The sequence below is a fragment of the Nocardioides furvisabuli genome, from assembly GCF_021083185.1.
Lineage (GTDB): Bacteria > Actinomycetota > Actinomycetes > Propionibacteriales > Nocardioidaceae > Nocardioides > Nocardioides furvisabuli.
In genome coordinates this window covers 79371-100299 of record NZ_JAIGQB010000003.1, presented here as the reverse complement: position 1 = coordinate 100299, position 20929 = coordinate 79371, and the positions used below count along the sequence as shown (strand labels likewise).

General features: G+C 70.4%; 20 protein-coding genes and 1 riboswitch. Of the genes, 8 read left to right on the top strand and 12 right to left on the bottom strand.

Translation table 11 applies throughout. The annotated features are described in order from the left end of the window. Nucleotides 1–3: 3 nt before the first annotated feature. Together K4G59_RS06855 and K4G59_RS06850 are read right to left on the bottom strand one after the other, a co-directional pair. A complete protein-coding gene (locus K4G59_RS06855; RefSeq protein WP_231250228.1) occupies nucleotides 4–465 on the bottom strand; it encodes a nucleoside deaminase in 462 nt (153 codons plus the stop codon). Continuing rightward, on the bottom strand, nucleotides 462–947 hold the full coding sequence (locus K4G59_RS06850) for a tRNA adenosine deaminase-associated protein (RefSeq protein WP_231250227.1): 486 nt from the start codon (nucleotides 945–947) through the stop codon (nucleotides 462–464). The genes K4G59_RS06855 and K4G59_RS06850 overlap by 4 nt, the downstream gene beginning before the upstream one ends. Before the next feature lie 111 nt (nucleotides 948–1058). Here K4G59_RS06850 and upp point away from each other — a divergent pair, with 111 nt between their 5' ends. From upp to K4G59_RS06835, 3 genes are all read left to right on the top strand, one after another. Next, nucleotides 1059–1700: a uracil phosphoribosyltransferase gene (upp, locus tag K4G59_RS06845; protein WP_224279618.1), complete on the top strand. Its 642-nt coding sequence runs from the start codon at nucleotides 1059–1061 to the stop codon at nucleotides 1698–1700. A 93-nt stretch (nucleotides 1701–1793) separates the two neighbouring features. Beyond that, a complete protein-coding gene (locus tag K4G59_RS06840) occupies nucleotides 1794–3209 on the top strand; it encodes an HNH endonuclease signature motif containing protein (protein WP_231250226.1) in 1416 nt (471 codons plus the stop codon). A gap of 150 nt (nucleotides 3210–3359) precedes the next feature. Beyond that, nucleotides 3360–3424: riboswitch (guanidine-III (ykkC-III) riboswitch) on the top strand. Between the two features lie 188 nt (nucleotides 3425–3612). Next, nucleotides 3613–4230 (top strand): cysteine hydrolase family protein, encoded by a 618-nt coding sequence (locus K4G59_RS06835; RefSeq protein ID WP_231250225.1) that lies wholly within the window; start codon nucleotides 3613–3615, stop codon nucleotides 4228–4230. A 56-nt stretch (nucleotides 4231–4286) separates the two neighbouring features. Here the strand turns inward: K4G59_RS06835 and K4G59_RS06830 are convergent, their stop codons facing one another. Further along, nucleotides 4287–5528 (bottom strand): hypothetical protein, encoded by a 1242-nt coding sequence (locus tag K4G59_RS06830; RefSeq protein WP_231250224.1) that lies wholly within the window; start codon nucleotides 5526–5528, stop codon nucleotides 4287–4289. Nucleotides 5529–5642: 114 nt separating this feature from the next. Continuing rightward, nucleotides 5643–5918 (bottom strand): HU family DNA-binding protein, encoded by a 276-nt coding sequence (locus K4G59_RS06825; RefSeq protein WP_207083501.1) that lies wholly within the window; start codon nucleotides 5916–5918, stop codon nucleotides 5643–5645. A gap of 212 nt (nucleotides 5919–6130) precedes the next feature. On the opposite strand from K4G59_RS06825, the gene K4G59_RS06820 reads away from it, so the two are divergent. Next, entirely contained in the window at nucleotides 6131–7660 is a 1530-nt protein-coding gene (locus tag K4G59_RS06820) for a Re/Si-specific NAD(P)(+) transhydrogenase subunit alpha (RefSeq protein ID WP_231250223.1), read from the top strand. 1 nt (nucleotide 7661) lies between these two features. Continuing rightward, complete coding sequence (gene pntB, locus K4G59_RS06815) at nucleotides 7662–9101, top strand: Re/Si-specific NAD(P)(+) transhydrogenase subunit beta (protein ID WP_231250222.1); 1440 nt, start codon at nucleotides 7662–7664, stop codon at nucleotides 9099–9101. A 3-nt stretch (nucleotides 9102–9104) separates the two neighbouring features. Here pntB and K4G59_RS06810 read toward each other — a convergent pair whose 3' ends face one another. The 5 genes from K4G59_RS06810 to K4G59_RS06790 form a co-directional block, all read right to left on the bottom strand. Further along, nucleotides 9105–9410, bottom strand: a complete 306-nt coding sequence (locus K4G59_RS06810; RefSeq protein ID WP_231250221.1) for a winged helix-turn-helix domain-containing protein — start codon at nucleotides 9408–9410, stop codon at nucleotides 9105–9107. Beyond that, nucleotides 9407–9838 (bottom strand): hypothetical protein, encoded by a 432-nt coding sequence (locus tag K4G59_RS06805; protein ID WP_231250220.1) that lies wholly within the window; start codon nucleotides 9836–9838, stop codon nucleotides 9407–9409. The genes K4G59_RS06810 and K4G59_RS06805 overlap by 4 nt, the downstream gene beginning before the upstream one ends. Before the next feature lie 75 nt (nucleotides 9839–9913). Next, nucleotides 9914–10825 carry a sugar ABC transporter permease gene (locus tag K4G59_RS06800; RefSeq protein WP_231250219.1) on the bottom strand — a complete coding sequence of 304 codons (912 nt, stop codon included), beginning with the start codon at nucleotides 10823–10825 and terminating at the stop codon, nucleotides 9914–9916. Then, entirely contained in the window at nucleotides 10825–11772 is a 948-nt protein-coding gene (locus tag K4G59_RS06795; RefSeq protein ID WP_231250218.1) for a carbohydrate ABC transporter permease, read from the bottom strand. Before K4G59_RS06795 ends, K4G59_RS06800 begins: the two co-directional genes overlap by 1 nt. 98 nt (nucleotides 11773–11870) lie before the next feature. Continuing rightward, nucleotides 11871–13175, bottom strand: coding sequence for an extracellular solute-binding protein (locus K4G59_RS06790; RefSeq protein ID WP_231250217.1), 1305 nt, complete (start codon nucleotides 13173–13175; stop codon nucleotides 11871–11873). A 133-nt stretch (nucleotides 13176–13308) separates the two neighbouring features. On the opposite strand from K4G59_RS06790, the gene K4G59_RS06785 reads away from it, so the two are divergent. Beyond that, a complete protein-coding gene (locus K4G59_RS06785; RefSeq protein ID WP_231250216.1) occupies nucleotides 13309–14322 on the top strand; it encodes a LacI family DNA-binding transcriptional regulator in 1014 nt (337 codons plus the stop codon). A gap of 19 nt (nucleotides 14323–14341) precedes the next feature. Here K4G59_RS06785 and K4G59_RS06780 read toward each other — a convergent pair whose 3' ends face one another. Both K4G59_RS06780 and K4G59_RS06775 read right to left on the bottom strand, forming a co-directional pair. After that, nucleotides 14342–15076 carry a VIT1/CCC1 transporter family protein gene (locus tag K4G59_RS06780; RefSeq protein WP_231250215.1) on the bottom strand — a complete coding sequence of 245 codons (735 nt, stop codon included), beginning with the start codon at nucleotides 15074–15076 and terminating at the stop codon, nucleotides 14342–14344. Nucleotides 15077–15129: 53 nt separating this feature from the next. After that, a complete protein-coding gene (locus K4G59_RS06775) occupies nucleotides 15130–16275 on the bottom strand; it encodes an acyl-CoA dehydrogenase family protein (protein WP_231250214.1) in 1146 nt (381 codons plus the stop codon). A 116-nt stretch (nucleotides 16276–16391) separates the two neighbouring features. On the opposite strand from K4G59_RS06775, the gene K4G59_RS20415 reads away from it, so the two are divergent. Then, complete coding sequence (locus K4G59_RS20415; protein ID WP_231250213.1) at nucleotides 16392–18164, top strand: sensor histidine kinase; 1773 nt, start codon at nucleotides 16392–16394, stop codon at nucleotides 18162–18164. A 105-nt stretch (nucleotides 18165–18269) separates the two neighbouring features. Then, nucleotides 18270–20111, top strand: a complete 1842-nt coding sequence (locus tag K4G59_RS06765; RefSeq protein ID WP_231250212.1) for a sensor histidine kinase — start codon at nucleotides 18270–18272, stop codon at nucleotides 20109–20111. Here the strand turns inward: K4G59_RS06765 and K4G59_RS06760 are convergent. Further along, nucleotides 20108–20905, bottom strand: coding sequence for a hypothetical protein (locus K4G59_RS06760; protein WP_231250211.1), 798 nt, complete (start codon nucleotides 20903–20905; stop codon nucleotides 20108–20110). The genes K4G59_RS06765 and K4G59_RS06760 overlap by 4 nt on opposite strands. Nucleotides 20906–20929 lie beyond the last annotated feature (24 nt).

Sequence of the window (20929 nt, the reverse complement as noted above, 5' to 3'; positions counted from 1 at the left end):
GGGTCAGCGATGGCGGGCGAAGAAGGTGTCGAGCAGGGCCGTCGACTCGGCGGCCAGCACGCCCGCCACGACCTCGGGTCGGTGGTTGAGGCGACGGTCGCGGACCACGTCCCAGAGCGAGCCGACCGCGCCCAGCTGGTCGTCGTAGGCACCAAAGACGAGGCGGTCGACCCGCGCGAGCACGAGCGCGCCGGCGCACATGGTGCAGGGCTCGAGCGTGACGACGAGGGTGCAGCCGGTGAGCCGCCACTCGCCGCGCGCGGCCGCGGCGGCACGCAGCGCCACGACCTCGGCATGGCCGGTGGGGTCGCCCTCGGCCTCGCGGGTGTTGCGGCCGGTGCCGATGACGGTGCCGTCGGCGTCGAGGACGACCGCACCGACGGGTACGTCGTCGCCGGCGAGCGCGGTGCGCGCCTCGGTGAGGGCCAGGCGCATGGCGCCGTCCCAGGTGTCCACGCGCGTCATGCCGAGGTGAGGCCCACGGCGTCGTCGAAGAGCTCACCGAAGCCGAGGCGGCGGGCGATGTCGGAGAGCACCTCGTCAGGGTAGGCCTCGACGTCGTCGAGCAGCGCGCCCATGTCGATGGCGTGCAGGCCGAGGTCGGCGAGGAGGTCGAGGTCGCCGGCCGGCTCCTGGATGTCGTCGTCCTCCGGTGGCGGGAGGCCGAGGAAGTCCATCGCCGACTGGGCCAGCTCCCACTCGTCGGCGGCGGTGACGTCGGAGAGCAGCACCCGGGTCGTGGTGTGGTCGACCCGCACGAGCACGAAGAAGTCCTCGTCGACAGCGACCATGCCGACCGCCCCGGACTCGCCCGAGACGTGGCGCAGCGCGTGGCTCAACGCCTCGATGGTCTCGAAGGCAGGGGGGGCGATGTCCTGCACCTGCCAGGCGCCGTCCTCGACGAACGCGGCCAGCGCGAAGTCGATCTCGCCGCTCTGCTCGGACATGACCGGCCTCCCCACCGTCAATCGGACATCCAATGTCGCAGAAACCACAGGGTCCGCCAACCCTCTCGCGGGAGCGATCCGCCGGGACCCGGACCCACTAGGGTGAGCGCCATGCGCCTGCACGTGGTGAACCACCCCCTCGTCTCCCACAAGCTCACCGTCCTCCGCGACGAGAACACCGACTCGCCGACCTTCCGTCGGCTGACCGATGAGCTCGTGACGCTCCTGGCCTACGAGGCGACCCGCGAGGTGCGCGTCGACCCGATGGACATCACCACACCGGTCGGTCCGACCACGGGCGTCTACCTCGCCCAGCCCAAGCCGATGGTCGTCCCGATCCTGCGCGCCGGGCTCGGCATGCTCGACGGCATGATGCGGCTGCTGCCGACGGCCGAGGTCGGATTCCTCGGCATGGTGCGCAACGAGGAGACCCTCGAGGCGTCCACGTACGCCGAGCGCCTGCCCGAGGACCTCTCCGGGCGCCAGTGCTACGTCCTCGACCCCATGCTCGCCACCGGCGGCACCCTCGCCGCGGCGATCCGCTTCCTCACCGACCGCGGTGCCGACGACATCACCGCGATCTGCCTGCTCGTCGCCCCCGAGGGCGTGGCCAACCTCGAGAAGGGCCTCGAGGGCCTCGACGTCCCGGTCACAGTCGTCACGGCCGCGCAGGACGAGAAGCTGAACGAGAAGGGCTACATCGTCCCGGGCCTCGGCGACGCCGGCGACCGGCTGTACGGCGTCGCGCACTGACCCTTCTTCGGTGGTCGAGTAGCCGAGCGAGGAACGAGCGAGGCGTGTCGAGACCCTGCCCCGCTGTCGGACCCCTTCTCTAGACTCGAACGCATGATCGAGAGACTGGAAGCGGGAGCATGGGCCGGGGCAGACGCCCTTGGTCCCGCAGCACTGCTCGCCTCGATCCGTTCGGCCCGGTCTGCTGAGGATGCTGCCGCGGCGGAGCAGCTCGACCTCGCTGCACGCTGGGCTGACCTCCACCCACCGGAGTCGATCCACACTGCAGCCTCGTTCACGGTGGCGGGGTGTGAGCACGAGGAGCCGATCGCCGGACCCGGCACTCCGCTGGTCGCGGAGTTCTGTGTCGCCGAGCTCGGCACTGTCCTGGGCATCACGAGCGTGTCGGCGAAGAAGCTCATCGGTCACGCCCTCGAGCTCCGCCACCGCCTCCCTAGGTTGTGGGCGCAGGTGCACGCCGGACGGGTTCCTGCTTGGCGCGCCCGGGCGGTTGCGGAGGTCACGATCCACTCCACCCCGGCCCTCACCCGGGAAGCAGCCGCGTTCGTCGACAGCCAGGTCGCCGCGGTCGCAGGTCGGATCGGTCCCGCGCAGCTCGACCGGCTGGTCGCCGAGACCATCAAGAGGTTCGACCTCGCCGGTCAGGATCCGGCAGCTGACCCGGAGGACGGGTATCTCCATGTCGACCCGCGCCACGTCACGATCCACGACCAGGACGTCCACTTCGCCGGCACCGTGCGGCTCGAGGCCGAGGTCGACCTCGCCGACGGCCTCGACCTCCACCAGGCCCTCGCCCACCGAGCCGCCACCCTCAAGGCCCTCGGCTCTGTGGAGTCGTTGGATGCACGTCGCGCGAAGGCGCTCGGTGACCTGGCCCGGACGCAAACCGCGCTCGACCTCTTCCAGCACGGACACACCAACCGCTCGGACGACGGGCAGGCTCTGCCGGTCGCGCGGGAAGTCGTGCTCCACGCCCACGTCGACGCCACCCTGTCCGGCGACACCACGATCTTCGGACCGACCGGGCGTCTCGAGGAGGGACAGCGGCTCCTCCTGATCGACCAGCTCAAGGGCTGGTGCGGCGACTCCCGCACCACGATCACCGTCAAGCCGGTCATCGACCTCAACGTCGAGAAGGCCGCGCCGGGCTACGCGATCCCCGACCGGATCCGTGAGCACGTCATCCTCCGCGACCGCACCTGTGTTTTCCCGTGGTGCGATCGCCCCGCCAGGGGATGCGACGTCGACCACGTCACCGAGTACGACCATCACGCCGACGCAGCAGGCCGACCCCAACCCGGACCGACGCACACCGACAACCTCGCTGCGTTGTGCCGGTTCCACCACCGGCTGAAGACCCACTCCGCCTGGCAATACCGGATGGTCGCGCCGGGAGTGTTCGAGTGGACCAGCCCCCACGGTCATCGCTACCGCCGCGACCGCACCGGCACCATCGCACTCGACCCGCCCGACCCCGGTCCACCCGGCATCCCGTCACCGCGAAGATGACCCCGCCCCACACCCCCGCCGCTCCAGCATCGGCGGGCCACAGGCGCGTCTGCAGAACGAAGAACGCTCCCGCCGCGCTGGTCGAGCGGCGGAGGTGGAGCTGCCGCGGCGGGGCCGCGGCACACGACCCGCGGCGCGTGCTACTTTTCTGCCGACTGATCTCCTGACCAGTCCCGGACGAGACGCGCCGTACCCGGTCTGCACGACGACGCCCCGAACAAGGAGGCGTCCCGCTCATGACTTCCCAGACCTCGATCGAGGCACTCGGCGCAGGGCGTGCCCGACGCGCCGTTCGCCACGTCCCAGCGCCGCGCGCATCGACCACCCGCATGCGAGTGCTCACGCGAACCGAGCCACGCGGCCATTACTCCTGCCCACCCACCATGGGAGAGGACGTCCAACCATGAGCACCACCCCGCGCGACCTGATCGAGGGCCGGCCCGTCCTGATCGTCATCGACATCCAGGGCGGGGAGCCGCCTTCCGGCGAGTCAGCCATCCCGTTCATGCCGGGCTACGCAGAGGCCATGGAACGCGTGCCCGCCCTCGTTCGCGCCGCCCGGGAAGGCGGCGTTCCGGTGATCTTCTTCCAGGAAGCCCACCGCCGCGACCTCGTCGATTTCGGTCGGGAGCTCGACGGAGCGGAAGGCGTCCACCTCCTCGAGGGCGATCCCGGGACCGAGCTGGCCACCAACCTCGGTGTCCGAGCCGATGACTACGTCATCCGCAAGCGCCGCTATTCGTGCTTCTTCGGCACCGAGCTCGAGATCCTGCTCAAGGGGCTACGCGCCGACACCCTGTTCCTCGTCGGCGGACACACCGACGTGTGCGTGCACTACACGTTCGTGGACGCACACCAGCACGACTACTTCTGTCGCGTGATCGAGGACTGCGTCGCCGGCTCGAGCCTCGAGGCGCACGACGCGGCACTGCAAGCCATGGAGTACCTGCAGGCCGGCGCTCGCCGCGAAGCGGAGGAAGTCATCGACGCGTTCGGCGCCTACTCCGGCGGCGGGGCCTGACCCTCCCCGAGAGCACCGCAGGCCATCGTCTGGTCGGGAGCGCTGTTCGCCCCACCTCAGATGCGCTTCTCGCACTCCCGGAGCTTCTCGCCCTGGCACACGTCGAACCCGCCCGTGCGCCCCTGCACGATGTCCCTGCCCGGGCCGCCGATGAGGCGGTCATCGCCGAGGCTGCCGGTGAGGGTGTCGTTGCCGGGGCCGCCGTGGATCGTGGCCCTCTGCGTGCCGCACCTTGGCGTGGTCCACGTGCCGAGGCCGCGGTAGCGCACGTCGGCGTAAAGATCGTCTCGGCCCTTCCTGCCACTGATGGTCGTCCGGCACGCGATGACACCGATCCTGTTCGCGCGGTTGGTGCCGATGACGTCGGCGCGCTTGGCGCTCACGACGAGGTCGTCGAAACCGCGTACGCGGATCGAGCTCTCCTTGCCGGCCTTGGTGGCCGTCACCCGCGAACGGCTCAGGTCGGCGCGCACGCGACCGTGGCTGGTGAGCTCGAGCAGCAGCTGGTTGCGACCACCGTCGCCCTTGATCCGCGTCGCCTTCCCGCCCAGGCTGTTGGACTCGTAGGAGTCCTTGCCGCTGCGAAGCGCGATGTTGCGGTCGTACGTCGTCGGTGCGTTGACCTTGACGTGCTCGGCGCCGCTGGTGCCGCGGAACGTGAACATGCCGCGCTCGGCCGTCGTGGTGAAGACCAGCCGGTCGAACTGGCCGGTCCAGGTGAGGGCGGTGTCGTTCCCGGTCACGGTGCCGCTGGCCTTCATGGTGACGTCGCCGGTGGCGGACTCGACGCCCAGGATGCCGCCCGTGCCCACGGACAGGGTGCCCGGAGCGGTCTGGATGCCGCTCCAGACGACCTCGCCGAAGGCGAGGTCGATGGTGTCGGCATTCGGCTGGCCCGCCATGCCGGAGAAGACGGTGCCGAAGCCGCTGGAGCGGATGACGTCCGCCTCGGTGTCGGTGCCGTCGACGGTGCCCGCGTGGATCGTGGATCCGCCGCGGCTGGAGTCGATGAACGTGTCGGCCCCCGCGCCGAGGACGGCGCCGACGCCGCTGTTGGTGAACCGGGGGTCCTCGCCGGTCACGCACACCGCGTCATCGCCGCCGAGCGCGTCGACATGTGTCGCGTCGTTCGTGACGATGACGTCCGCGCCCTCCGTGCCCACGATCTGGGCGCCGGGCGTCCCGACGATGGTCGCCGCCTGTCCCTGACATGTCCCACCCGCTGCGGTGGCCGTGCTGATCGGTGCGAGCAGGGCCGCGCCCAGGAGCGTGGCGGCGGTCAGACTGATGGTCCTCATGGTTCCCCTTGATCGTGGACGAACCCGTGTGACCAGCCATCGGCCCCGAAAGTTGTCGTCACGCACCTCGGCCCCGCGAGGAGACCTCACGGGGCCGAGTGGCGGTGGATCAGGTCAGCCGTTGACGGCGTTCTTGAACGCTGCAGCCGGCTTGAAGGCCGGCGCCTTGCTGGCGGCGATCTCCATGGTCTCGCCGGTCTGCGGGTTGCGGCCCGTGCGCGCCGAGCGCTCACGGGACTCGAAGGTCCCGAAGCCCGGCACGGTCACCTTGTCGCCACCGGCGACGGCGGTGGTGATGGAGGTGATGACGGCCTCGAGTGCCTTGTCGGCCTGGGCGTTGGTCAGCTCGGCGTGCGAGGCGATGGCGTCACGCAGTTCGGTCTTGTTCACGTTGAGCTCCTGCTCGTCGATGTCGGACAGCGGCCATTCAACACCGCTCCCCGCCCGTGGTCGCGCCCGCCTGGCCCCAACGGGTGGGCGCGCTCGCGACGCGCGCCACCTGAGACACGGGTGACAAGAGCCTTCGTTTCGGTACGTTGTGCCCCGGCCCGCACGCCGCTCCGGCCCCGACCAGGTCCCGAGCCCCCACCCAGGAGGCAGCAGTGCGCATCGGCATCCCACGTGAGTCACGACCCGGCGAGACCCTCGTCGCCGCGACGGCGAAGACGGCGGCACAGCTGGTGTCGCTGGGCTACGACGTCGTGGTCGAGCAGGGCGCCGGCGTTGCCGCCGACCAGCCAGACACCGCGTACGCCGACGCCGACATCCACGTCGGCACGGCGGACGAGGTCTGGGCGAGCGACGTCGTGGTGAAGGTCAACGCCCCCACCGACGACGAGGTCGCCCGGCTGCGTCCCGGCGCGACCGTGATCGCACTGATGGCCCCGGCTCGCAGCCCCGAGCTCGTCGAGCGGCTGTCCGCTGCGGGCGTGACCGCGCTCGCGATGGACGCGGTGCCGCGCATCTCCCGGGCGCAGTCGATGGACGTGCTGTCGTCGATGGCCAACGTCGCGGGCTACCGCGCCGTCATCGAGGCGGCCCACGAGTTCGGCCGGCTCTTCACCGGCCAGGTCACCGCAGCCGGCAAGGTGCCGCCGGCGCGCGTCTTCGTCGTCGGCGCCGGTGTCGCCGGGCTCGCCGCCATCGGCGCCGCGGGTTCTCTGGGCGCGGTCGTGCGCGCGTTCGACGTACGCCCCGAGGTGGCCGAGCAGGTCGAGTCGATGGGCGCGCAGTTCGTCACCGTCGACATGGAGCAGGAGGTCTCCTCCGACGGCTACGCCAAGGAGATGACCGCCGAGCAGGAGGCCGCCACCGCGGCGATGTACGACGAGGAGGCGCGCGCCGCCGACATCGTCATCACCACCGCCCTGATCCCCGGCCGCCCCGCCCCGCAGCTCATCAGCGCCGAGACCGTCGCGGCGATGAAGCCCGGATCGGTCATCGTGGACATGGCGGCCGCCAACGGCGGCAACGTCGAGACGACGGTCACGGACGAGCGCGTGGTCACCGCCAACGGCGTGACCGTGCTGGGCTACACCGATCTCGCCGGCCGCCTCGCGGCGCAGACCAGCCAGCTCTACGGCACCAACGTCGTCAACCTGCTCAAGCTGCTCACCCCCGCCAAGGACGGCGAGCTCACCCTCGACATGGACGACGTGGTCCAGCGCGGCATCACGGTCACCCGCGACGGGGACACGATGTGGCCCCCGCCGCCGGTCCAGGTGTCTGCCGCCCCGGCCGGGGCGACGAAGGTGATGCCGGTCGAGGAGGCGCCGGCGCCCCCGCCCGACCCCCGGCGCAAGTGGTACGCAGCCGGTCTCGGGGCCGCGGCCTTCGCAGTGGTGGCCGCGCTGGCCCCGGGCAGCTTCCTGGGCCACTTCACGGTCTTCGCCCTCGCCGTCGTGGTCGGCTACTACGTGATCTCCAACGTCTCGCACGCCCTGCACACACCGCTCATGGCGGAGACCAACGCCATCTCCGGGATCATCCTGGTCGGCGGGATCCTGCAGGTCGGCAGCGACAACCTCGCCGTGATGCTGCTCGCGCTCGTCGCGGTCTTCGTGGCGAGCATCAACATCTTCGGAGGCTTCCTCGTGACGCTGCGCATGCTCGAGATGTTCAGGAAGGACTGACGTGAGCGACTTCCTGGCCTCCGACAACCTCTTCGGCTTCGTCACCGGTGCCTACCTCGTCGCCGGGCTGCTCTTCATCGCCGCGCTGGCGGGCCTGTCCAGGCACGAGACCGCCAAGGTCGGCAACATCGCCGGCATGGGCGGCATGGCGCTCGCACTGGTGGCCACCCTCCTCCTGGCGGCCCAGAAGGCCGAGCTCCTCGACGAGCGCAGCTTCGCCGTCACCCTCCTGCTGGTGCTGCTGATGATGGGCGCCGGCGCGGCGGTGGGAGCCTGGCGCGCCCGCACCGTCGAGATGACCGGTATGCCCGAGCTCGTCGCGATGCTCCACAGCTTCGTCGGTCTCGCTGCCGTGCTGGTCGGCATCAACTCCTACCTGGAGTACGAGGGCTTCGCCGACGGCGTGCACGACGTCGAGGTCTTCATCGGGGTCTTCATCGGCGCGGTCACCTTCACCGGCTCGATCGTGGCCTGGGCCAAGCTGAGCGGACGGATGTCCTCCTCCCCGCTGGTCCTGCCCCGCCGCCACCAGCTCAACCTCGCGGTCATCGTCGTCTCGGTGCTGCTGATGGTGTGGTTCGTCGCGCTCGACGGCGAGCTGGCGCTGGGCCTGGTGCCGCTGCTGGCGATGACGGCCCTCGCGCTGTTCCTCGGCTTCCACCTCGTCGCCGCGATCGGCGGTGGCGACATGCCGGTCGTGGTGTCGATGCTCAACAGCTACAGCGGGTGGGCAGCCGCAGCGGCGGGCTTCATGCTCGGCAACGACCTGCTGATCATCACCGGTGCCCTCGTGGGCTCCTCGGGTGCGATCCTCAGCTACATCATGTGCAAGGCGATGAACCGCTCCTTCGTGAGCGTCATCGCCGGCGGCTTCGGCTCCGACGGCGCCGTCAGCGGGGAGGACCGCGACTACGGCGAGCACCGCGAGATCCAGGTCGCCGACGTCGCCGAGATGCTGGCCGGCGCCTCGTCGGTCGTCATCACCCCGGGATACGGCATGGCGGTCGCGCAGGCGCAGTACCCCGTCGCGGAGATGACCAGGCGGCTGCGCGAGAAGGGCGTCGACGTCCGCTTCGGCATCCACCCGGTCGCCGGCCGGCTCCCCGGTCACATGAACGTGCTGCTCGCGGAGGCCAGGGTGCCCTACGACATCGTGCTCGAGATGGACGAGATCAACGACGACCTCCCCGAGGTGGACGTCGTGCTCGTGATCGGCGCCAACGACACCGTCAACCCCGCCGCGATGGAGGAGCCGGGCTCGCCGATCGCCGGGATGCCGGTCATCGAGGTCTGGAGAGCGCGCGACGTGGTCGTCTTCAAGCGGTCGATGGCCACCGGCTACGCCGGCGTGCAGAACCCGCTCTTCTTCAAGGACAACGCGCAGATGCTCTTCGGCGACGCCAAGGACAAGGTCAACGAGATCGTCGCCGCGCTCGGCTGAGGCTCACTCGCCGGCAATGGCCCGTAGCGCGTCGAGGTGGGCGCGGTACGCCGTGCGCCCGGCGCGCGTGAGGCTCAGCCACGTGCGCGGGCGCTTGCCGACGTAGCCCTTGCGGACCTTGACGTAGCCGGCCGCCTCGAGCTGCGCGACCTGCCGGGACAGCACGGAGTCGGAGACCTCGACGGTGTCGCGCACCAGGGCGAACTCCGCCTCGTCGACGCTGGCGAGCGCCGCGACGATGCTGAAGCGCACGGGTGCGTGGATGACCTCGTCGAGGCCGTGGCGCGCGTGGCTCGAACCGGCGCTCACCGCCGACCGCCGGTGGCGACGACGGCCCCGGCGACCCCCGGCGGCACCGCGACCAGCGAGCTGATGGCCACCACGACGAGGACCCCGGGATCACCGACGTGCTCGAGCCAGTTGAGCCAGCCGAGGACGGGGATGATGACGAGGATCGCGCCACCCAGGCCGAGATAGCCCAGGATCCGGGCGTTGCGCGGCACCGTTCGCGCGACCCGCGCCTGCCACGTCGCGAGGGCGAGCAGGACCAGGACGTAGCCGGCCACCACCACGTCGTCCCACGGTGAGACCTTCACGAGTCGCCCGAGCACGACGTAGGCCGCCAGCACCACCCCGGCTGCCGCGGTGGCCGTGCCGTGGACCCGGCGGTCGTGCGGGTTGTCGAGCGTCGCGGCGCCCCTGAGGGCCTCGTCGGCCTGGCGCGGGCTGATGTCCATGTGTTCTCCCCGGTGTGGTGGACTCCTGTATGGGAGAAAGTACTTTCCAACATGGAAAGTGTCAATGCTGCCGGGTCAGCCCTTCGTGCCACCGGCGGTGAGGCCGGCGACGAGGTGGCGCTGGGCGAAGAAGAACACGATCGCGGCCGGCACGGTGATGAGCACCGCACCCGCGGTGAGCAGCTCCCACCGCGGGCTGAACTGCGGGACGAACTGCTGGAGCCCGGCGCCGAGCGTGTAGTGGTCGCTGCCCTGCATGAAGGCGATGGCGTACGCCACCTCGCCCCACGCGGTGAGGAACGTGTAGAACGCCGTCACCGCCAGGCCCGGACGCGCCAGCGGCAGGATGATCCGCCAGAAGGTGCTGAAGGGGCCGAGCCCGTCCAGCGCGGCGGCCTCGTCGAGCTCGCGGGGGATGGTGTCGAAGTAGCCCCGCAGCATCCACGCGCAGAACGGCACGGCCACCGTGCAGTAGGCGATGATCAACGACAGCTTGGTGTCGATGAGCCCGAGGTTGGCCATGATCGTGTAGATCGGCACGATCAGGATCGCCACCGGGAACATCTGCGTGAGCAGGAAGACCCACATCAGGCCGCGCCTGCCGGGGAAGTTGAAGCGGCTCAGCGCGTAGCCCGCTGTCGCCGACATCGCGATGCCGATGACCATCGTGAAGGCCGCCACGACCACCGAGTTGGCGAACCAGGTCGGGAAGTCGGTCTCGGTCAGCAGGCGGCGGTAGTTGTCGAGGGTGGGGCTGGAGAAGAGCTGGATCTCGGTGCGGCGGATCTCGCTGGCGGGCTTGAGCGAGCTCAGCACGACCCACAGGATCGGGAAGAGCGCGATGAAGGTCGCCACGACGAGCGTTCCGTGCAACGCGATGCTGGCGCCGACCGAGCGGTCGCGGCGGCGGCGCGGGAGCGGCGTACGCGTGCCGGCGACGGTCTCGACGGGGTCGGCGGCCACGGCGGCCGGGGGCATCGTGGTCATCAGAACACCTCTCCCTGCTTGGCCAGCATGCGCTTGTAGGCGCTGGCGTAGACGACGAGGATCGACAGGATCAGTACGCCGTAGGTGGCCGCGAGCGAGTAGTCGCGGATGCCCTCGAAGGCCGCCCGGTAGGCGCCGGTCACCAGGATCTCGGTGGAGCCGGCCGGCTGCCCGCGGGTGACGAAGTAGATGATCGGGAACATGTTGAAGGTCCAGATGGTGCCGAGCAGGACCACCGTGGACGACACCGGGCGCAGACCCGGGAGCGTGATGTTGACGAAGCGCTGCCACGGGCTGGCGCCGTCGATCTCGGCCGCCTCGTAGAGGTCGCCGTTGATCGACTGGAGGCCGCCGAGCAGGGCGACCATCATGAAGGGCACGCCGAGCCAGACGTTGGCCACGATCGCGGTGAACAGCGAGGTCCAGCGCTGCTCGAACCACGCCACCGGGTCGATGCCGACGGCACGCAGCACGCCGTTGACGATGCCGAAGCGCTCGTCGAAGATGAAGCGCCAGGCGAAGGCCGCGACGAAGGACGGCACCGCCCACGGCAGGATCAGCGCGACGCGGTAGAAGCCGCGGAAGCGGAAGTTGCGGTTGAGGATGACGGCCAGGCCCAGGCCGACGCCGTAGTGCAGCGCGACGCAGGCCAGCGTCCACACGAGGGTGTTGGTGAGCTGGAGCCAGAAGCTGCCCTGCGTGCCGGTGAGGATGTCGACGTAGTTGTCGAGGCCGACGAACCGCGCGGCGTCGGGGTTCGGCTCGCAGGTCTCCGCGCCGCCGAGGACCTTGGTGCAGATCTCCTCGCGCTGGTTGGACTCGTTCAGGTCGGTGAACGACTGCCACACGCCCTGCACGAGGGGGTAGAAGACCAGGACGCCCAGCACCACCACGGTGGGCAGCACCATGGCCCACGCGTACCAGTGCTTGTCGAAGCTCTTGCGCAACTGACTGTCTCCGTCGTCGAGAGGTGGTGCGGGTCGGGGCTGGGTCGAGCGGCCGGACCCGGTGGTGCCGGGACCGGCCGCTCGGGATCAGCGGGGTGTCAGCGGAGCGAGTAGTCCGGGACCACGTCGCTCTTGTAGGTGTCGGCGGCCTTGTCCAGCGCGCCCTGGGCGGGCTTGCCCTGGATCAGCACCTCGGTCGCCATCGTGTCGAGCGCGGCGAAGAACTGGCCGCCCTCGGGGATCCACGGGCGCGGCTGCGCCACCTCCATCGCGTCGGCCCACAGGGCCACCCGCTCGTTGGTCACCATGTCGTAGGAGTCGGCGTTGCCGGGGAGCAGGCCCAGCTCGTCGGCGATGAAGGCCTCGGACTCGGCGGAGCTCATGAAGGCGATGAAGGCCGCGGCGGCCTCGGCCTTCTCGTCGTCCATGCCGGAGTAGACGACGTAGTTGTGACCGCCCACCGGGGCGCCCTGGCCGGCGCTGCCGGCGGGGACGGGCGCGACGCCGAGGTTCTCGATGCCACCGAAGTTCGGGTCGTCGCTGATCCCGGCGACCTCCCAGGGGCCGTTGATGATCATCGCGACCTTCTGCTCCTTGAACAGGGTCATCATCGTGCCGTAGGGGTCGTTGGCGGTCGGCTTCACAGCCGTGCCGTCCTTGACCATGCTGGCCGCGACGTCGATGCCGGCTGCAGCCTCGGGGCTGTTGACGGTGATCTCCTGCGCCTCGCTGTCGACGAGGTCGGCGCCCTCGCCGTAGAGGAACGGCAGGAGGAAGTAGCCGCCGGAGTTGAGGTAGATGCCGTCGACCCCGGCCTCGCTCTTGAGGGCCTCGGCCGCCTCGCGGACCTCGTCCCAGGTGGTCGGCGGGGCCTCGGGGTCGAGGCCGGCCTCCTCGAAGAGAGCCTTGTTGTACATCAGGCCGAGGGTGTCGGTGACCTGCGGGACGCCGTAGGTCTTGCCCTCGTAGACGTTGCTCGAGAGCGGGGTCTCCAGGAAGTCGTTCTCCAGCGCGGCGGTGCCGTCGAGGGCGTAGAGGTAGCCGAGCGAGGCGAACTCGGGGGTCCAGGCCACCTCCGCGCGCAAGATGTCCGGTGCGCCGGAGCCGGACTCGGCCGCGGTCTTGAACTTGTTCTGCGTCTGGTCGAACGGCACGGTCTCGTGGTCGATCGTGACGTCGGGGTACTCCTCGTTGAACTTCTTGATCAGCTCGTCGTAGGCGGGCGCCTCGTTGGTGGCGTCCGAGGTGTCCCACCAGGTGAGCTCGGCGCTGAGGTCGCCGGAGGCGCCGTCCGCGTCGCTGCTGCTGGTGTCGGAGTCCCCGCCGTCGCTGCCGCACGCTGCGAGCGTGAGGGCGAGGGCGGCGACGGCGATGCCGGTGGTGCCGGCGGTGGATCGACGCATCGATTTCTCCTGGTGAACGCGCGCCCGAGCCGGGCGCTGTGATGACGGTCACCGGAGGCTAGCAAGAACATGCAGAATCTGAAAGACCTTGCAGTGCGTGTGCAAGTGTCGCGCAGGGTGCTTTCATTGCGCCATGGCAACGCTGGCCCAGATCGCTGCGGAGGCCCGCGTCAGCGAGGCCACCGTCAGCCGTGTGCTCAACTCCAAGCCGGGCGTCAGCGAGAGCACCCGGCAAGCAGTGATCACGGCCCTCGACGTGCTCGGCTACGAGCGCCCCCCCCAGCTGCGCCAGCGCAGCGCCGGCCTGGTCGGCCTGGTGGTGCCCGAGCTGGAGAACCCCATCTTCCCGGCCTTCGCGCAGGTCATCGAGGACGCCCTCGCCCGGCGGCGTTTCACCCCCGTGCTGTGCACCCAGTCGCCGGGCAGCCTGTCGGAGGACGAGTACGTCGAGTCGTTGCTCGACCACGGTGTCGCGGGGATCATCTTCGTCTCCGGCAAGCACGCCGACACCCGCGCCGACCACGACCGGTACCGCGTCCTGCTCGAGCGCGGTCTGCCCGTCGTGTTCATCAACGGCTTTGTCGACGGCATCGACGCGCCCTTCGTCTCCGCCGACGACCGGGTCGCGATGGACATCGCCGTCGCCCACCTCTGCCACCTCGGCCACCGCAGGATCGGCCTGGCCATCGGCCCGGCGCGCTTCATGCCGTCGGCGCGCAAGCACGAGGGCTTCATTGCCGCGCTGGGGCGCCACCTCGGGCTCCCCGAGGTCGAGGCGCGCAGCTGGATCGCGGAGACGATCTTCTCCGTCGAGGGCGGCGCCGCGGCGACCACCCAGCTGCTCGAGCAGGGAGCGACCGCCGTCGTCTGCGGCTCGGACATGATGGCGATCGGAGCGATCCGCGCCGCCCGCACCGAAGGGCTCACCGTGCCCGGCGACGTCTCGGTGGTCGGCTTCGACGACTCGCCGCTCGTCGCCTTCCTCGACCCGCCGCTCACCACCGTGCGCCAGCCCGTCGCGTCGATGGGAGGCACGGCCGTGGCTGCGCTCGCGGACGCCATCGGCGGCGACCCGGTGGCGTCGCGGGAGTACCTCTTCGCGCCCGAGCTCATCATGCGCAGCTCCACCGGGCCGGTGCCGGCCTGACGGCGTACGGTCCGGGGCGTCAGCCCAGCTGCGTGCCGGCGAGCATGCCGATCGCGTAGGTCACGCCCATCGCGAGCAGGCCGCCCGACACGTTGCGGACCACCGCAGGCAGGCGCGGGCTGTAGCCGATCCGCGCGCTGACGAAGCCGGTCAGCGCGAGCGCGGCGACGACGCTGAGCACGGTCACCAGGATGCGTACGCCGTCGGGGACGAAGGCCACGACCAGCAGCGGCAGCAGCGCGCCGATGGTGAACGCGATCATCGAGGCCCAGGCCGCGTGCCACGGGTTGGTCAGGTTGTCGGGGTCGATGCCGAACTCGATGTCGGCGTGGGCGCGCAGCGCGTCCTTCTCGGTCAGCTCCGCGGCGACCCGCTCGGCGGTCGCGCGCGAGAGACCCTTGTCCTCGTACATCCGGGCCAGCTCGGACTGCTCGGTCTCCGGCATCCGCTCGAGCTCGCGCGCCTCGAGGGCGAGGAGCGCCTTCTCGGAGTCGCGCTGGGTGCTGACCGAGACGTACTCGCCGGTGCCCATGCTGAGCGCGCCGGCGGTCAGGGCGGCGATGCCCGCGATCACGATCGCGCCGCTGTCGTCGGTGGCGCCCGCGACGCCCATCACGACCCCGGCGGTCGACACGATGCCGTCGTTCGCGCCCAGCACCGCGGCGCGCAGCCAGTTCAGCCGCGCGCCGACGTGGTCGCCCATGTCGTCGTGGAAGTGCTGGGGCTCTTCGTCCGTTCCGATCTCGAGGCTCACGCCTGCGATCCTCGCCTCGCGACCGGGGCCGCGCAACGAAGGTGAGGCTGTGCTCAGAGCCCCAGGTCGCGTCCGATCAGCATCTTCATGATCTCGTTGGACCCGGCCCAGATCTTCGTCACGCGGGCGTCGCGCCACGCGCGGGCCACGCGGTACTCGTTCATGTAGCCGTAGCCGCCGTGGACCTGCACGCAGTGGTCGAGGACGTCGTTCTGGACCTGCGAGGTCCACCACTTCGCCTTCGCCGCGTCGACCGGCGTCAGCTCCTGCTTGGTGTGCGCGATGACGCACTGGTCCACGAAGGCCTGGGTGACGTCGACGCGCGTGACGAGGTCGGCGAGCAGGAACTGGGTGTTCTGGAAGGAGCCGATCGGCTGGCCGAAGGCCTGGCGGTCCTTCGCGTACTGGACGGTCTCCTCGAGGATCTGCTTGGCGTGGGCGAGGTTGGTGATCGCCGAGCCGAGGCGCTCCTGCGGCAGGAACTGCATCATCGAGATGAAACCGGTGTCGAGCGGGCCGACCAGGTCGTCGTTGCTCACGCGCACGTCGTCGAAGGCGAGCTCCGCGGTGTCGGACTCGTCCTGGCCGACCTTGTCGAGCACGCGACCGACGCTGAAGCCCTCGAGCGTGGTGTCGACGGCGAACAGCGAGATGCCCTTGGCCTTCTTCTCCGGGCTGGTGCGCGCCGCGACCAGCACGATGTCGGCCGACCCGCCGTTGGTGATGAAGGTCTTGGACCCGTTGAGGATCCAGTCGTCGCCGTCGCGGACCGCCGTGGTCTTGAGGTTGGCCAGGTCGGAGCCGCCGCCGGGCTCGGTCATGCCGATGGCGGTGACGATCTCGCCCGACGCGCAGCCGGGCAGCCAACGCGCCTTCTGCTCGTCGTCGGTGAGGTGCACCAGGTAGGGGACGGTGATGTCGGCGTGGATCCCCACGCAGCTCGGCAGGGTCATGTTGACCTTGGCCAGCTCCTCGGTGAGCACCGCGTTGAAGCGGTAGTCGCCCGCCTCGGAGCCACCGAACTCGTCGGGGATCTCCAGGCCGAGGAAGCCCTGCTTGCCGGCCGCGGTCCAGAAGGCGCGGTCCAGGCCGTGGTTGTCGGCGTACGCCTCCAGGTGCGGGGCGACCTCGCGGTCCAGGAACTGCTTGACCGAGGCGCGGAAGGCCTCGTGGTCCTCGTCGTAGATCTCACGCTTCATGCGGCCTATGTTACCCGCGGGTCACCTCAGGCGCCGAACATCGCAACTTGCTGCCAAAGGCGCCACCACGCGCGTAACGTCTCCCTCACTGGCTCGTAGGGGAGCGGGAGCAGCACGTGAGGGAAGACAACGGGGCATTCGTACGCCCGCGAGGACGCGCGTGGGGGAACGACGCCCAGCGCGCGGTCCTGCACGCCATCGCGGAGGACGTCGCCGCCCGCACCGCCCACAAGGTCGTCGCGATCGAGGCGCTCCGCTCCGACGGCTTCCTCGAGTTCGTGGCCATCGCCGGGGACGATGCCGCTCGCGACACGATGCTCGGCAAGGCGTCCCCCCTCGAGCTCAACCACATCCATCACCTCGGCGATGAGATCGCTGGTTGGCGCCACATCCCGAGCGAGCGGCTCGACGACGAGACGCGAGCGTGGCTGGACGAGTACGGCCACAAGCCCGACGCGCCTGCGTCCGACCTGCCCGACGGGTGGGACCCCGACGACCAGATGGTGCGGATGCTCCTCAACGAGGACGGCGAGCTGCGCGGCATGCTCTACCTCGACGAGCCCCTGTCCGGCCTGCGACCGACGCCCGAGAGCGTCGAGGCGATCAACGTCGAGGCGGGCGTGCTCTTCGAGGCCGTGATCAGCATCGTGGAGCGCGAGCTCTACGGCGAGCAGGTGCGCATGGTCACCCAGGCGCGTCGCGCCATCGAGAACGTGCGTCCAGGTCTGGGTGAGGAGGAGCTCCTCGCGGCGCTGTCGGAGGCGATGGTGGAGGCGATGGACGTCGCGACAGTCGACGTGATCTCGGAGGCCACCGTCATCGCCGAGCTCGAGGCCGACCGCGGCGAGGTGACCGAGCTGATGCGGCGCCAGTGGCGACGGCGCGGCCACGTCGTCGTCGAGCGGCAGCTGACGTGGAGCATGCAGGAGGAGTCCATCGAGACCCCGCCCTCGCTCACCCGGCTGCTGGACACCCACGGGCTCGGTTCGGGACTGCTGGTGCCCATCGGCGCCGGCGACGACTACCTCGGCACCTTGGCGATGGGCCGTGCGCCCGACTCGCCGCGGTGGATCGCCTCCGAGATCATGGCCGCCAGCGTCGTGGCCGCCGACATCGCCCGGCTGCTGCTCGAGGCCCGGCTCATGGAGCGCGAGCGCGCCCTCAATGCCGAGCTCCGCGCCACCAACGACTACCGCCGCGACATGGTCATGACGCTGGCCCACGAGCTGCGCAACCCGGTGAGCGTGCTGTGGACCAACCTGGAGCTGTTGACCCTCGAGCCCGACGAGGACGAGCGCGCGGAGTCCGTGCAGGCGATGGACCGCGCCGCGCGGCGGATCGAGGACATGATCGAGGACCTGATGGCGCTCGCCACTGTCAGCGACCCCGAGCGGTCCACCTCCCGGGCGCCGGTGGACCTCTCCGCGATGGTGGGTGAGAGCTGCCAGTTCCTTGCGCCGACCGCGGCCCTGGGCGGCCTGGAGATGCACACCCACATCATCGGCGGCCTCGTCGTCGAGGGCGAGCTGGCCGGCCTGCAGAGGCTGGTGACCAACCTGCTCTCCAACGCCTTGAAGTACACCCCCGCGGGCGGCCGCGTCGACGTACGACTGGCGCCGGACGTCGTCGGCGGGCGCGACGGCGTACGCCTCACGTGTGCCGACACCGGCATCGGCATCGCCGAGGCCGAGCTCGGGGACGTCTTCACCCCCTTCTTCCGCTCGTCACGGCCCGAGGCGCGCCGGCGCCCCGGCACCGGCCTGGGCCTGGCGATCACCGAGCGGGTCGTCACCGGCCACCACGGCACCGTCGAGGTCGAGTCGGTGCTGGGGGAGGGCACGACCTTCGCGGTGTGGCTCCCGGCGGAGGCCGACCAGCGCGAGCGGTGAGGGCCGTGGGATGTCGGACACCGAAGGTCAAGACCTGCGCAAAAACTTCCGGAGTCACCGTCGCCCGCCTACCATCCCCATGGTGGGTGGGAGGGCGAGTGGGTCATGGACAAGGGTGGGTCGGGTGAGCGCAGGACGCGCGACCTGAGCTGGGGCAACGCGCGTGCGCGTGCGCTGATGCACGCCCTCGCCCGCGACGCCGCCACCCGTGCCGGCTTCCGCGTGTGCGCGATCGAGGTCGTCCGCCCCAAGGGCCTGCTGGAGTTCGTCGCCATCTACGGCGACCTCACCAACGCCGAGGTTCGCCTCGGCACCGCATCCCGGCTGTCCGACATGCAGCAGATCTTCGCCGCGGGTGAGCCGTTCGGGCTCTTCATCTGGGTCCCCGAGGAGAGCTTCTCCGACGAGATGCGCGACGAGATGGACGGCGTCATCGTCATCCCCGACATCCCGGTCACGGGCGAGGTGGGCGACTGGCACCCGATGGACATGCTGGTCGCCCGCATCCTCGACGAGCGTGGCGACCTGCGCGCCCTGGTCTACCTCGACGTCCCCGTCGACGGGCGCCGTCCCGACAAGGAGCGGCTCCTGGAGATCTCCGACGAGCTGTCGATGACGCTCAACTCGGTGCTGACCGCCATCGAGCGCGAGGAGTACGCCGACCACATGCGCGTCATCCATGCCACGCGCCGCCTGGCCCGGTCGGATCCCGCGCGCCACGACGTCGGACACCTCCTGCGCGAGGCCCGCTCGACCCTCCTGGGTGCGCTGTCGGTCGACGAGCTCGAGATCCGCGTCTTCATCGACCAGGACACCGACGTCCTCGACAGCCTCGGCCTCCAGATGGCGCCCGAGGTGCGTCGCGCCCTCGACGCAGCCGCGGCGCGGGCGTGGGAAGGCCAGTACGTGCTCGTCATCGAGCCCGAGAGCGTGTGGGGCGACGCCGAGCTGGACACCTACGCGCCGTGGTTCAGCAACGCACTGAACGCCGCCGGGTTCGAGGCGGTCGTCGTCGCGCCGGTCGGGGTCGACGACGAGGTGCTCGGCATGCTGATGTGCGCGCGCCGCACCGGGTCGCGGCGCTGGACCGACGGCGAGGGCGTCGCCGTGCTCGAGCTCGGCCACGACCTGGGCCGCGCCATCGCCAACGCGTACGCCACCCAGCGCGAGCGCCGGCTGCTGACCGAGCTGCGCGACCTCGAGGAGTCGCGACACCGCTTCCTGCGCGAGCTCACCCACGAGATCAACAACCCGATGACGGTCATCTCCGCCAACGCGGAGTTCCTGGCGACCAGCGACTTCGTCGACGAGCGCGACCGCCGGCGGGCGCAGGCGATCCTGCGCGGGAGCGATCGGCTCGGCGACCTGCTCCAGGGCCTGGGGATGCTGTCGCGGGTCAGCGACCCGCAGCACCCGCCCTCGATGCGGCGCATCGACCTGCTGCCGATCGTGGAGGAGACGCTGGCGTCGATGACGGCCGTGGCCGAGCGCCGCGGCATCATGCTCCACCTGGTCGGTGACACCCGCGAGGCCGTCGTGCTCGCCGATCCGCGCGAGATCGCCAGTGCGATCACCAACCTGGTCGACAACGCCGTGAAGTACTCCGACCAGGGTGACGAGATCTGGCTCGGCATCGAACGCCGCGCCGACGGCGGCCTGTCGTTCGTGTGCAAGGACGAGGGCATCGGCATCTCCGAGGCCGACCAGGCCACGCTCTTCACGCCGCTCTTCCGCTCCACCAACGAGGAGGCGTTGCTGCGTCCCGGGACCGGTCTGGGCCTGGGCATCGTGCGCGAGATCATGCAGCGCCACGGTGGATCCGTGGACGTCGACTCGACGCTCGGGCGCGGCACGGCCGTACGCCTGCACTTCCGCCCGCTGTCGCCTGAGCCCACGCCCCGCACCCCCACGCCGCGCGGCGCGGCGAGCTGGCGCACCGGCGACTAGGGGCGCATGACGTCCTCGTCCTCGGGGACCGCGACCTCGAACTCCTCGTCGAACTCCGAGAACGCGATCGCCCCGCCGTCCTGGGTCGAGGTCGACTCGAGGCGTACGACGTGGTGCGGGGCCTCGCTGCGCACCCAGGCCAGCTCCTCGTGCTGGCCCCCGGGGCTTCCGCTGAGCCGGACCACCTTCTGTCCGTCCTCGCTGGTCTCGTCACCCGCGGTGGTCGGCACGTCGCCGGAGAGGTCGTCCGCGCGGCCCCGGCCCTTGCCCTTGCCCGCGCCCTTGCCCTCGCCCTGGCCCTGGCCGCGACTCCCGTCGGACTCGACGAGGTCGACGACCTCGAAGGAACGGAGCAGGTCCTCGAGGTCGCAGAGCCTGCGCATCTCCTTGTCGTCCTCGAAGAGCACCCAGGTCGTGCTCAGCTTCTCGAGGAGGTGGCGGGGCAGCGGGGTGCTGCTCAACCGGTTGTAGGCACCGGACTCCCCCTTGAGCCAGACGCGGTCGCCCACCCGGCGGATGTCGATGTTGCTGCCACCGAGTCGGACCGTCCCGGTGCAGTTGTCCTCACGGTCCAGCCGGAGGTCGATGAAGAACTGGTTGCCCCTCGAGCGCGCCTGCCCGGTGATGCGCATGCTCTGCACGTCCAGCATCGCCTCGCTGGCAGCGGCGACGATCGCGTCGCCGTCCTGCTTGGCGAAGTCGGAGGTGGTCAGGTCGTCGTAGACGCTGCACCCGGTGGCGACGCACGCCACGGACAGCGCGACGACGACCTGGTGGAGCCGGATCCTGCGCATGATGTCTCCCTGGTGACGAGCCGA

What these genes read in the sequence shown, in the direction of transcription:
- K4G59_RS06760 (WP_231250211.1), bottom strand. Translation starts at nt 20,905, where the DNA reads ATGCGCAGGATCCGGCTCCACCAGGTCGTCGTCGCGCTGTCCGTGGCG.
- K4G59_RS06775 (WP_231250214.1), bottom strand. Translation starts at nt 16,275, where the DNA reads ATGAAGCGTGAGATCTACGACGAGGACCACGAGGCCTTCCGCGCCTCG.
- K4G59_RS06790 (WP_231250217.1), bottom strand. Translation starts at nt 13,175, where the DNA reads ATGCGTCGATCCACCGCCGGCACCACCGGCATCGCCGTCGCCGCCCTC.
- K4G59_RS06785 (WP_231250216.1), top strand. Translation starts at nt 13,309, where the DNA reads ATGGCAACGCTGGCCCAGATCGCTGCGGAGGCCCGCGTCAGCGAGGCC.
- K4G59_RS06855 (WP_231250228.1), bottom strand. Translation starts at nt 465, where the DNA reads ATGACGCGCGTGGACACCTGGGACGGCGCCATGCGCCTGGCCCTCACC.
- K4G59_RS06805 (WP_231250220.1), bottom strand. Translation starts at nt 9,838, where the DNA reads ATGGACATCAGCCCGCGCCAGGCCGACGAGGCCCTCAGGGGCGCCGCG.
- K4G59_RS06850 (WP_231250227.1), bottom strand. Translation starts at nt 947, where the DNA reads ATGTCCGAGCAGAGCGGCGAGATCGACTTCGCGCTGGCCGCGTTCGTC.
- K4G59_RS06835 (WP_231250225.1), top strand. Translation starts at nt 3,613, where the DNA reads ATGAGCACCACCCCGCGCGACCTGATCGAGGGCCGGCCCGTCCTGATC.
- K4G59_RS06765 (WP_231250212.1), top strand. Translation starts at nt 18,270, where the DNA reads ATGGACAAGGGTGGGTCGGGTGAGCGCAGGACGCGCGACCTGAGCTGG.
- K4G59_RS06840 (WP_231250226.1), top strand. Translation starts at nt 1,794, where the DNA reads ATGATCGAGAGACTGGAAGCGGGAGCATGGGCCGGGGCAGACGCCCTT.
- upp (WP_224279618.1), top strand. Translation starts at nt 1,059, where the DNA reads ATGCGCCTGCACGTGGTGAACCACCCCCTCGTCTCCCACAAGCTCACC.
- K4G59_RS06830 (WP_231250224.1), bottom strand. Translation starts at nt 5,528, where the DNA reads ATGAGGACCATCAGTCTGACCGCCGCCACGCTCCTGGGCGCGGCCCTG.
- K4G59_RS06800 (WP_231250219.1), bottom strand. Translation starts at nt 10,825, where the DNA reads ATGACCACGATGCCCCCGGCCGCCGTGGCCGCCGACCCCGTCGAGACC.